Source organism: Pseudomonas fluorescens, assembly GCF_001708445.1.
Classification (GTDB): Bacteria; Pseudomonadota; Gammaproteobacteria; order Pseudomonadales; family Pseudomonadaceae; genus Aquipseudomonas; species Aquipseudomonas gorinensis.
On the sequence record NZ_CP015637.1, the window covers coordinates 1,878,944 to 1,890,599 of the forward strand.

General features: G+C 61.7%; 10 protein-coding genes. 4 read left to right on the plus strand and 6 right to left on the minus strand.

The genetic code is table 11. The annotated features are described in order from the left end of the window. Window positions 1–37: 37 nt before the first annotated feature. From pyk to gcl, 5 genes are all read right to left on the minus strand, one after another. Complete coding sequence (gene pyk / locus A7317_RS08555; RefSeq protein ID WP_024074278.1) at window positions 38–1,453, minus strand: pyruvate kinase; 1,416 nt, start codon at window positions 1,451–1,453, stop codon at window positions 38–40. Continuing rightward, the gene (locus tag A7317_RS08560) at window positions 1,443–2,723 is read right to left on the minus strand and encodes a glycerate kinase type-2 family protein (RefSeq protein ID WP_069075576.1); all 1,281 of its coding nucleotides are present in this window, start codon (window positions 2,721–2,723) and stop codon (window positions 1,443–1,445) included. The genes pyk and A7317_RS08560 overlap by 11 nt, the downstream gene beginning before the upstream one ends. Window positions 2,724–2,886: 163 nt before the next feature. Beyond that, window positions 2,887–3,777 (minus strand): 2-hydroxy-3-oxopropionate reductase, encoded by an 891-nt coding sequence (locus A7317_RS08565; RefSeq protein WP_024074280.1) that lies wholly within the window; start codon window positions 3,775–3,777, stop codon window positions 2,887–2,889. Between the two features lie 161 nt (window positions 3,778–3,938). Further along, window positions 3,939–4,721, minus strand: a complete 783-nt coding sequence (gene hyi / locus A7317_RS08570) for a hydroxypyruvate isomerase (protein ID WP_069075577.1) — start codon at window positions 4,719–4,721, stop codon at window positions 3,939–3,941. A 10-nt stretch (window positions 4,722–4,731) separates the two neighbouring features. Continuing rightward, complete coding sequence (gene gcl / locus A7317_RS08575; RefSeq protein WP_069075578.1) at window positions 4,732–6,507, minus strand: glyoxylate carboligase; 1,776 nt, start codon at window positions 6,505–6,507, stop codon at window positions 4,732–4,734. A gap of 256 nt (window positions 6,508–6,763) precedes the next feature. Here gcl and A7317_RS08580 point away from each other — a divergent pair, with 256 nt between their 5' ends. Then, window positions 6,764–7,204 carry a GlcG/HbpS family heme-binding protein gene (locus A7317_RS08580; RefSeq protein ID WP_024074283.1) on the plus strand — a complete coding sequence of 147 codons (441 nt, stop codon included), beginning with the start codon at window positions 6,764–6,766 and terminating at the stop codon, window positions 7,202–7,204. 118 nt (window positions 7,205–7,322) lie between these two features. On the opposite strand, the gene A7317_RS08585 is transcribed toward A7317_RS08580, so the two are convergent. Beyond that, complete coding sequence (locus tag A7317_RS08585) at window positions 7,323–7,928, minus strand: TetR/AcrR family transcriptional regulator (protein WP_024074284.1); 606 nt, start codon at window positions 7,926–7,928, stop codon at window positions 7,323–7,325. Window positions 7,929–8,229: 301 nt separating this feature from the next. On the opposite strand from A7317_RS08585, the gene A7317_RS08590 reads away from it, so the two are divergent. From A7317_RS08590 to A7317_RS08600, 3 genes are all read left to right on the plus strand, one after another. Continuing rightward, window positions 8,230–9,246 carry a LacI family DNA-binding transcriptional regulator gene (locus A7317_RS08590; RefSeq protein WP_024074285.1) on the plus strand — a complete coding sequence of 339 codons (1,017 nt, stop codon included), beginning with the start codon at window positions 8,230–8,232 and terminating at the stop codon, window positions 9,244–9,246. A 147-nt stretch (window positions 9,247–9,393) separates the two neighbouring features. After that, window positions 9,394–10,218, plus strand: a complete 825-nt coding sequence (locus A7317_RS08595) for an inositol monophosphatase family protein (RefSeq protein ID WP_024074286.1) — start codon at window positions 9,394–9,396, stop codon at window positions 10,216–10,218. 61 nt (window positions 10,219–10,279) lie between these two features. Further along, window positions 10,280–11,650, plus strand: coding sequence for an MFS transporter (locus A7317_RS08600; RefSeq protein ID WP_024074287.1), 1,371 nt, complete (start codon window positions 10,280–10,282; stop codon window positions 11,648–11,650). Window positions 11,651–11,656 lie beyond the last annotated feature (6 nt).

Sequence of the window (11,656 nt, forward strand, 5' to 3'; positions counted from 1 at the left end):
TGGGACCGAGTTGCCCCCGATGGGGCCCTGACAGGCGCTAGATCAGCGTCTCGATGCGCAGCGAGTTGGTCGACCCCGGCTGCCCAAATGGCACCCCGGCGGTAATCACCAAGGTATCCCCGCGTTGCGCCATGCCCTGGGCCTGGGCGATCTCCAGCGCCGTCGAGCACACTTCATCCACCTGGCGCAGCCGGTCATTGACCACCGAGTGCACGCCCCACGCCACGCTCAAGCGTCGCGCGGTCGAGAGGTTCGGCGTGAGGTTGAGGATCGGCGCCACCGGCCGTTCCCGCGCCGCGCGCAAGCTGGAGCTGCCCGACTCGCTGTAGTTCACCAGCACCGCCACCGGCAGGATGCTGCTGATGCGCCGGATCGCGCAGCTGATGGCATCCGACACCGTGGCATCCGCCTTGGGCCGGCTGACGTCGAGTTGGGCCTGGTAGTCCGGGCCGTTTTCCACCTGGCGGATGATCTTGCTCATCATCTGCACGGCTTCCAGTGGGTACTCGCCCGACGCCGTCTCCGCCGACAGCATCACCGCATCTGCGCCTTCGGCTACCGCATTGGCAACATCGGTGACTTCGGCGCGGGTCGGCGCCGGGGAGAAGCGCATGGATTCAAGCATCTGCGTGGCCACCACCACCGGTTTGCCCAACTGGCGGCAGGTGCTGATGATGTCCTTCTGGATTTGCGGCACGCTTTCGGCCGGTACCTCCACGCCCAAGTCGCCTCTGGCCACCATGATCGCATCGCTCAGTTCGGCAATTTCGTGCAGGCGCTGCACGGCCGAAGGCTTCTCGATCTTGGCCATCAGGAAGGCTTTGTCGCCAATCAGCTCGCGGGCTTCGCGGATGTCTTCCGGGCGCTGTACGAATGACAGTGCCACCCAGTCCACGCCCAGCTCCAGGCCGAAACTCAGGTCACGACGATCCTTGGCGGTCAGCGGGCTGAGTTCCAGCAGCGCCTGTGGGACGTTCACGCCTTTGCGGTCAGACAGTTCGCCGCCATTGAGTACGGTAGTGTCGATGGCATCGGTGTGCCTGGTGATCACCCGCAGGCGCAGTTTGCCGTCGTCCAGCAGCAGGTCCATGCCCGGTTCCAGGGCCTTGATGATTTCCGGGTGGGGCAGGTTGACCCGGCACTGGTCGCCCGGCGTCGGGTCCAGGTCCAGGCGCAACGCCTGGCCACGCACCAGTTGCACTTTGCCCTCGGCAAAACGCCCGACCCGCAGCTTCGGCCCTTGCAGGTCCATGAGGATGCCCAACGGGTAATTGAGCTGGCGCTCCACCTGGCGAATCCATTGGTAGCGCTGGGCGTGATCGGCATGCTCGCCGTGGCTGAAGTTGAGGCGGAAGATATTCACCCCGGCTTCCACCAGTTCGCGGATGTGATCGATACCGTCGGTGGCCGGGCCCAGGGTGGCGAGGATTTTGACTTTCTTGTCAGGCGTCATGTTGGGCAGTCTCAAGAATCAGAATGGCGCGAAAATCGTTGACGTTGGTGCGGGTCGGTTCTGTGATGATCAAGCCGTCGAGGGCGGCGAAGTAGCCGTAGCCGTTGTTGTCATCCAACTCATCGCTGGCTGAAAGGCCCAGCGCTTCGGCACGCGCGTAACTGCACGGGGTCATGATGGCGCCGGCGTTGTCTTCCGAGCCGTCGATGCCGTCAGTGTCGCCGGCCAGGGCGTACACGCCGGGCAAGCCCTTGAGGCTATCGGTGAGGCTCAGCAGGAATTCCGCATTGCGCCCGCCACGGCCATCGCCACGTACGGTGACGGTGGTTTCGCCCCCCGAGAGGATCACGCACGGCGCCGCCAGCGGTTGGCCGTGCTGCACGATCTGCCGCGCGATACCGGCGTGCACCTTGGCCACCTCCCGCGCTTCGCCTTCGAGGTCGCCGAGGATCAGCGGGCTGAAACCGGCCTGGCGCACTTTAACCGCGACGGCTTCCAGGGATTGCTGGGGGCGGGCGATCAGTTGGAAGTGGCTGCGGGTCAGTATCGGGTCGCCGGGCTTGATGGTTTCTGACGCCGGGTTCTGCAACCAGCTGCGCACGGATGCCGGCGTGTCGATGCCGTAGCGGTTGAGGATCGCCAGGGCCTGTTGTGACGTACTTGGGTCGCCAACGGTCGGGCCGGAAGCGATGACCGTGGCCTGGTCACCCGGCACATCGGAAATTGCATAGGTATAGACCGTCGCCGGCCAGGCGGCCTTGGCCAGCCGCCCGCCCTTGATCGCCGAGAGATGCTTGCGTACGCAGTTCATCTCGCCGATGGTCGCGCCGGACTTGAGCAGGGCCTTGTTGACGGCCTGTTTGTCGGCCAGGCTGATGCCTTCGGCGGGCAGGGCCAGCAGGGCAGAGCCGCCGCCAGAGAGCAGGAAGATCACGCGGTCGTCTTCGCCAAGGTGGCTGATCAGTTCGAGCACTCGCTTGGCCACGGCCAGTCCGGCCGCATCCGGGACCGGATGTGCGGCTTCGACCACTTCGATTTTCTGGCACGGCGCGCCGTGGCCATAGCGGGTGACCACCAGGCCGCTGACTTCACCTTGCCAGCAATTTTCCACCACCAGCGCCATGGCGGCCGCGGCTTTGCCGGCGCCGATCACGATCACCCGACCGCTGCGGTCGGCGGGCAGGTAGGGTTCAAGGACTTGCCGGGGGTGGGCAGCGTCGATGGCTGTGGCAAACAGCTCGCGAAGCAGGTGTTGCGGATCGACCGACATAAGCGGGCTCCGGGGAATTTTTATTATTGGAAAGGTGGTGCAACCTGTAGGAGCGAGCTTGCTCGCGAAGGTCGTTAACGATAACGCGGGTAACCTGATACCCAGTGGCGCTCTCGGGTTTTTCGCGAGCGCGCTCGCTCCTACAGGGGGCTGTGTAGAGGGGTTATTTATCGCGAATCGAGAAATTCGCCATATGCTCCAACCCCTTGATCAACGCCGAGTGATCCCAGTTACCGCCGCCAATCGCCGTGCAGGTGCTGAATACCTGTTGGGTGCCGGCGGTGTTCGGCAGGTTGATCCCCAGTTCCTTGGCCCCGGCCAGCGCCAGGTTCAGGTCCTTCTGATGCAGGTTGATGCGAAAGCCCGGATCGAAGGTGCCCTTGATCATGCGTTCGCCGTGCACTTCGAGGATCTTCGACGAGGCAAAGCCACCCATCAGCGCTTCACGTACCTTGGCCGGGTCGGCGCCGTTTTTGGCCGCAAACAGCAGCGCTTCGGCCACCGCCTGGATATTCAGCGCGACGATGATCTGGTTGGCCACCTTGGCGGTCTGGCCATCGCCATTGCCACCGACCAGGGTGATGTTCTTGCCCATGGCCTGGAACAGCGGCAGGGCACGCTCAAAGGTCTGCGGTTCGCCGCCGACCATGATGCTCAAGGTGCCGGCCTTGGCGCCGACTTCACCGCCGGACACCGGGGCATCCAGGTACTGTGCGCCGGTCTCGTTGATCTTGGCGGCGAACGCTTTGGTCGCAGTGGGCGAGATCGAGCTCATGTCGATCACCACCTTGTTCGGCGACAACCCGGCAGCCACGCCGTCGGCGCGGAACAGCACGTCATCGACCTGCGGGGTGTCGGGCACCATGACGATGATGAACTCGGCTTCCTGGGCAACTTGCTGCGGGTTGGCCAGGGCCACGGCACCGGCTGCGATCAGTGCTTCTGGCGCCTTGCCGTGATGCTCGGACAGGAACAGTTGGTGACCGGCTTTTTGCAGGTTGGCAGCCATGGGTTGGCCCATGATGCCGGTGCCGATAAATCCGATTTTAGCCATGATGAAATCCTCTTTTTATTAGCGCGGTCCGCCAGACACCGCAGATTCAAGGTGGGAGGGGGCTTGCTCCCGATAGCGGTGTGTTAGACGAAATGGTGTTGACTGACTCGCCGCCATCGGGGGCAAGCCCCCTCCCACATTTTGGTTTTGGGTGGTGCCTGTCAGATGGCGTTATGGGTTTTGAGCCAACCCAAACCCGCTTCGGTGGTGGTCAACGGCTTGTACTCACAGCCCACCCAACCCTGGTACCCAATCCGATCCAGATGTTCGAACAGGAAGCGATAGTTGATCTCCCCAGTCCCCGGCTCATTACGCCCCGGGTTATCCGCCAGCTGGATATGGTTGATCTCACTCAGGTGCGCGGCCATGGTGCGGGCCAGATCACCTTCCATGATTTGCATGTGATAGATGTCGTATTGCAGGAACAGGTTGGCGCTGCCCACCTGCTCGCGGATCGACAGGGCCTGGGCGGTGTTATTCAGGTAGAAGCCTGGAATATCACGGGTATTGATCGCCTCCATCACCAGCTTGATGCCCACTGCTTGCAGTTTGTCGGCGGCGTACTTGAGGTTGGCGACAAAGGTTTTTTCCAGGGTTGCATCATCAACGCCCTGGGGCCGGATACCCGCCAGGCAGTTGACCTGCGTATTACCCAGCACCTGGGCATAGGCGATGGCCAAGTTGACCCCCGCGCGGAATTCCTCGACCCGATCCGGGTGGCAGGCCAGGCCGCGTTCGCCCTTGGCCCAGTCACCGGCCGGCAGGTTGAACAGCACTTGGGTCAGGCCATGGGCATCCAACTGTGCCTTGATGTCGGCTGAGCTGAACTCGTAGGGGAACAGGTATTCCACCCCACTGAAGCCTGCCTCGGCAGCGGCTTTGAAGCGAGCAAGAAAGTCCTGTTCGGTAAACAGCATGGACAGGTTGGCGGCGAAGCGCGGCATAGGGTTCTCCTTAATCGAGCAGGGAAATGGCGGTCGGCGCATCATTGCCGACCAGGGCCAGGTCTTCGAATTCATTGACGGCGTTGATCTCGGTGCCCATGGAAATATTGGTCACGCGCTCCAGAATAATCTCAACGATCACCGGGACCTTGAATTCTTCGATCATCGTCTCGGCCTTGCGCAACGCCGGCGCAATCTGGCTCGGCTCGAACACGCGCAGGGCCTTGCACCCCAGGCCTTCGGCAACCGCGACGTGGTCCACGCCATAGCCGTTGAGTTCCGGGGCGTTGAGGTTGTCGAAGGACAGCTGCACGCAGTAGTCCATTTCAAAGCCACGCTGGGCCTGGCGGATCAGCCCCAGGTAGGAATTGTTCACCACCACGTGGATGTACGGCAGCTTGAACTGCGCACCCACGGCCAGCTCTTCGATCATGAACTGGAAGTCATAGTCGCCGGACAGCGCCACCACTTTGCGGCTCGGGTCGGCCTTGACCACGCCCAGCGCTGCCGGGATGGTCCAGCCCAATGGGCCAGCCTGGCCGCAGTTGATCCAATGGCGTGGCTTGTAGACGTGCAGGAATTGCGCGCCGGCAATCTGCGACAGGCCGATGGTGCTGACGTAGCAGGTGTCTTTGCCGAACACCTGGTTCATCTCTTCGTACACCCGTTGCGGCTTGACCGGCACGTTGTCGAAGTGGGTCTTGCGGTGCAGGGTGGCTTTGCGCTGCTGGCAATCATGCAGCCAGGCGCTGCGGTCCTTGAGTAAGCCTGCGGCTTTCCACTCGCGGGCCACTTCGATAAACATCGTCAGGGCGGCGCCCGCGTCGGAAACAATACCCAGGTCGGGGGTGAAGACGCGGCCGATCTGCGTCGGCTCAATGTCGACGTGAATGAATTTACGCCCCTGGGTGTACACCTCCACCGAGCCCGTGTGGCGGTTGGCCCAGCGGTTGCCGATGCCCAGCACCACATCTGACTTGAGCAGCGTGGCGTTGCCGTAACGGTGGGAGGTTTGCAGGCCGACCATGCCCACCATCAGCGGGTGATCGTCCGGGATGGTGCCCCAGCCCATCAGGGTCGGGATCACTGGAATGCCGGTCAGCTCGGCGAACTCCACCAGCAGCTCGCTGGCGTCGGCGTTGATCACGCCGCCACCGCTTACCAGCAGCGGGCGTTCGGCCTGGTCCAGCAGTGCCAGGGCTTTCTCCACCTGGATGCGTGTGGCCAGGGGTTTGGCCAGGGGCAGTGGCTGGTAGGCGTCGATATCGAATTCGATCTCGGCCATCTGCACGTCGAACGGCAGGTCGATCAGCACCGGACCGGGGCGGCCGGAGCGCATTTCGTAGAAGGCTTTCTGGAACGCGTAGGGCACCTGGCCGGGTTCCAGGACGGTGGTTGCCCATTTGGTCACCGGCTTGACGATGCTGGTGATGTCCACGGCCTGGAAGTCTTCCTTGTGCATGCGTGCCCGCGGCGCCTGGCCGGTGATGCACAGGATCGGGATCGAGTCGGCCGAGGCGCTGTAGAGGCCGGTGACCATATCGGTGCCCGCCGGGCCCGAAGTGCCGATGCACACGCCGATATTGCCGGCCTTGGTGCGGGTGTAGCCCTCGGCCATGTGCGAGGCGCCTTCAACGTGGCGAGCAAGGACGTGATCGATGCCACCCACTTTCTGCAAGGCCGAATACAGTGGGTTGATCGCGGCGCCTGGGATACCGAAGGCGGTGTCCACGCCTTCACGGCGCATCACTAAAACGGCGGCTTCGATTGCTCTCATTTTGCTCATTGTTTTGGTGCCTCTTGCGTTTTGTAATTGTATACAAGTGGTGTTTGTCCAAAGTGTATTCACGGCGAGCGACATAGGTCAATGCATTTTATGTGCGGTCCTTTGCGTTCGTCGGAAGGCAGTTTTTCGACGGATGGAGGGTTTGTTAAGAAATATTGTATACAATAAATAAAATAATTGTGTTCTATTTGTTTGATCGAGCATCTGATCAAACAGACCTCCACGGCGTTACCCATAACAAGATAAGGACGGCACCATGAGCGCTTTAACCTTGAAAATTGCCACCCAACTGGCCAGCCAGGCCCTTACCGCTGGCCGTACGATTTCAGCCGCGCCGCTGACCATCGCGGTACTGGACAGCGGCGGTCACTTGATCACCTTGCAACGGGAAGACGGTGCCAGCCTGCTGCGCCCGCAAATCGCCATCGGCAAGGCCTGGGGGGCGATCGCCTTGGGCAAAGGCTCACGCCTGCTGGCGCTGGATGCGCAGCAGCGCCCGGCGTTTATCGCCGCGTTGAACAGCCTGGGGCAGGGCAGCGTGGTGCCGGCACCGGGCGGGGTGTTGATTCGCGATCAGGCGGGGTTGGTGTTGGGGGCGATCGGGATCAGTGGGGATACGTCGGATATTGACGAGCAGTGTGCGATCACGGCGATCGAGGGGGTGGGGTTGATGGCGGATGCGGGGGTGTCAGCTTGAGGATTGGGTGACTGTCAGGGCCTCATCGGGGGCAAGCCCCTCCCACATTTTGAACTGCGAACATGGTCAAAATTGTGGGAGGGGGCTTGCCCCCGATTGGCCCAGGCCCCCCGGTGTATCAGTCCGGCTCACACCCCTTGAGCACCAACCGAATAATCGTCTGCGCCGCGGCTTCATAATCGGCCTCATCCAGCTTGGCTTTGCCGGTCACCGCCGAGATCTGCCAGTCAAAATCCGCATATGTCTGCGTCGCCGCCCAGATGCTGAACATCAGGTGATTTGGATCGATCGGTGCAATCAACCCGCGATCCACCCAGCTCTGGATGCAGTCGATATTGTGCTTGGCCTGGGCGTTGAGCTGTTCAACCTGCTCGGTGCTCAGGTGCGGGGCGCCATGCATGATTTCGCTGGCGAACACCTTGGAGGCGAACGGCAGGTCGCGGGAGATACGGATTTTCGAGCGGATGTAGTTGCTGAGCACCACCGAAGGCTCACCCTCGGGGTTGAACGGCGTGGAAGCCGCCAGGATCGGCTCGATAATGCTCTCGAGCACCTCGCGGTAGAGGTTGTCCTTGGACTTGAAGTAGTAATAGACGTTGGGCTTGGGCAACCCGGCCTTGGCGGCGATGTCGCTGGTCTTGGTCGCGGCGAAGCCCTTGTCGGCAAACTCCTCGCTGGCCGCCCGCAGGATCTTTTCTTTGTTGCGCTCGCGAATGGTGCTCATAAAGTGCTCAGTCTCACAGATACTGTTTTTTTTTGACGGCGTCTGTTGCCGCCATTCTGCGTCGCCGCTCCTCCCCCTAGCGAGCTATGAGTCGTCGCGGCTCCTTGCCTGACGACAACAGCCACTCGCCAAAAGAGAAACGTATCTATGAAACTGAGCACGGGATGTTTCCTTGCCAGGACAGGCGGTCGGGCATGGTAGCACCGGCTTCGCGCGAGCCTCAAGAATGCGCCATTGCCGCGCTTTCCCTGGGCTGCGTTTGCCATTACCGTATCGGCTCTTTTGCAGTGGGCGATTGCCGATGGACACCTCTGAAAAAAACGTGATTACGTCCCTGGATGTGGCCCGGCATGCCGGTGTTTCGCGCTCGGCGGTGTCGCGCACGTTCACCCCGGGTGCCAGCGTGGCCCCCGCCACCCGCGAAAAGGTGCTGGCCTCGGCCAAGGCCCTGGGTTATCAGGTCAATATGATTGCCCGCACCATGAACAAGGGCAGCAGCAACTTTGTCGGTGTGGTCACTGCCGGTTTCGACAGTGCGTTTCGCGCCAGCCTCTTGAGCCCCATCGCCCATAGTCTGAGCCGTCGTGGCTTGATGCCCTTGTTGATGAATGCCGATGACCCGGCGCAGCTTGAGCAGTCGTTGCATGCGTTGCTCAGCTACCAGATTGCCGGGGTGATCCTGACCTCGGCCTCGCCGCCGTTGTCGGTGGTCCAGCATTACCTGGATCGGCAGATTCCGGTGGCGATGATCAACCGTGGCCATGAACTGGCCGGGGCTGAAGTGGTGGGCAGTGATAACCGCGCCGGTGGGCGTATGGCTGCCGATGCCTTGCTCAAGGGCGGCGCGCGGCGCCTGGCGTTTGTGGGCCAGGGCGCGCATAACTTCAGCAGCCGCGAGCGCTGGCTGGGGTTTTCCCAGCGCCTGGCCGAGGTGGGGGTCGAGGCGCAGACGGTGTTTAATGAAACCCCGGGTTATCAGGGCGGCATGCAGGCGTTGCTGGCGTTGTTCAGCCAGGGGGAGGGACCGGACGCGATCTTCTGTGCAACTGATATGCTGGCACTCGGGGTGATGGACGCATTGCGCTTTACGTTGCACCTCCAGGTGCCGCAACAGGTGCAGGTGATCGGCTTTGACGATATCGCCCAGGCTGCGCAATTGGCCTACGACCTGACCACCGTGCGCCAGGACAGTGTGCAACTGGCGCAACGCGCCGTCGGTGCTATCGTCGCGCGGGGGGAGAACTTCATGCGGGTCGCTGAATTCGAGCCGGTGCCTGTGACCTTGATCGAACGCGGCACGACGAAAATTCAGAAATAAAATTTCAATAATAGCTTGAAGAGAAAATTTATTTCGTGTTGTATGGGCAGTAATCGGTGAATGGCCGGCCTCCCCAAAAAGGCGTGCCTTCACTTTTTTTTCCCGAACGATTGCACACGTGTGCAATCGACGCTGAAGGTAAGGCTTATGACACAAGCAGAGACATTACCGCGCCTCGATCATCTGGCCGCGCGTTACGCGCTGGTGCGTCAGGTCGCGATGGAAGCCGCGCGGCGTGGCATGACGTATTACCAGCAGCGCGAGCAATTGCATGTTGAACATAAAGGGGCTGTCCCCCAGGACGTGGTCAGCATCGCCGACCGCGAGTTGGAGGTGTTTATCAAGGCGCGCCTGGCCGAGCAGTTTCCCGAGGATGGCTTCGTGGGCGAGGAGGGCGGCGCGGCCGGCTTGCAAGCGCGTTGTGTGTGGGTGGTCGACCCCATTGACGGTACCAGTTGCTTCGTCAATGGCCTGCACACCTGGTGCGTGTCCATCGGCCTGCTGGTGGACGGTCAACCCTGGCTCGGTGCCGTGGCCGACGCCAACCACAACGAGCTGTTCCACGCCTGCCGCGGCCTGGGCGCCTATGTGAATGACACGCCGATCCGGGTCAGCCCGGCCGCCGATATTCGATACGGTGTGACCGGCGTCGGCACCTCCCACCGGCGTGGCAAGGAGCACTTCATCCCGTTTCTCACTGGCTTGCTGGAGGGCGGCGGCATGTTTATTCGCAATGGTTCCGGCGCGCTGATGATCGCCTACGTCGCGGCTGGGCGCCTGGTGGGCTACTACGAAACCCATATCAACAGTTGGGATTGTGCGGCGGGGTTGGTGCTGGTCAGTGAAGCCGGTGGCCGTTGCAGCGATTTCCTGCGCGGTGATGGTCTGCTCGGCGGCAACCCGTTGCTGGTGGCCAGCGCCCAGGTGTACCCGCAACTGGCCGAGTTGATCGGCCCGTCACTGGAGGCTTGAGCCCTTTTTACGATCTGCGTTTGAACGTACAGCGAATAATAACAATAGGAGACTGTCCGCCATGAATTCCCTGCTGTCCTTGTTCCATGCCGCGCCTGCGCGACCTCTGGTGGCCGACCCCGATGGGCGACGTTTTCGCCGGGTGCGTTGGCTGACCTTTTTATCCATGTCCCTGAGCTATGCGCTGTTCTACGTGTGCCGGCTGTCCTTCAATGTGGCCAAGCCGGCGCTGGTGGGGCAGAACCTGCTCAGCCCAACGCAACTGGGCATGATCGGTTCCGCGCTGTTCTTCACCTATGCCGTGGGTAAGCTGGTCAACGGCTTCCTGGCCGACCATGCCAATGTGCGGCGCTTCATGATGCTCGGGTTGTTGATCAGCGCGGTGGTCAACGCCTGCATGGGCCTGACCACCAACGCGATCATTCTCACCCTGGCCTGGGGTCTGAACGGTTGGGCCCAGTCCATGGGCGTGGGGCCGTGCGTGGTGTCGTTGTCGCGCTGGTACGCCGACAAGGAGCGCGGCACGTTCTATGGCTTCTGGTCGATTGCCCACAGCCTGGGCGAGGCGTTGACCTACATCGCAGTCGCCGCCGTGATCGTCACCTGGGGCTGGCAGTACGGCTATTTCCTGGCGACTGCCATGGGCGTGCTCGGTATGTTGCTGATCTACCTGTTCATGGCCGACTCGCCGCAGAGCGCAGGCTTTGCAGAAGTGGACGGTGGCCGCGAAGAAGTGCTGTTGAAGACCGTCGGCAAGTGGGGCGCGCAATTGGCACTCCTGAAAAATCCGGCGCTGTGGCTGCTGGCCCTGGCCTCCTGCCTGATGTATATCGGCCGCTATGCGGTGATTTCCTGGGGCGTGTTCTTCCTTGAAAACGCCAAGGGCTACAACACATTGTCGGCTTCGGCGCTGATCTCCATCACCGGTGTATTCGGCATTGTCGGCACGGGCCTCAGTGGGCTGGTGTCCGATCGCTTCTTCGATGGCCGGCGTCATGGCCTGGCGATCCTGTTCGGCTTGATGAACAGTGCGTCGCTGGGGATGTTTCTGTTCCTGCCTGGGGGCCACTACTGGCTGGATGCGCTGGCCATGATGTTGTTCGGCCTTTCCATGGGCGCGTTGCTGTGTTTTCTCGGCGGCTTGATGGCCGTGGACATTGCCGCCAAAAGCGCAGCCGGTGCAGCGCTGGGCATGATCGGCATTGCCAGCTACGCCGGGGCAGCGGCGGGCGAGATTCTCACCGGGGTGTTGATCGAACACGGCACCACCCTGGCCCAGGACGGCAGCAAGCTGTACGACTTCCATACCCTGTCGCTGTTCTGGCTGGGCGCTTCGCTGATTTCGGTATTGATGACCGCGCTGTTTTCCGGGCAAGTTCACCGCCGTAAACGAAAACAACAGCTTTTGATCGATACCCCGTTAACTAACTGACTACCT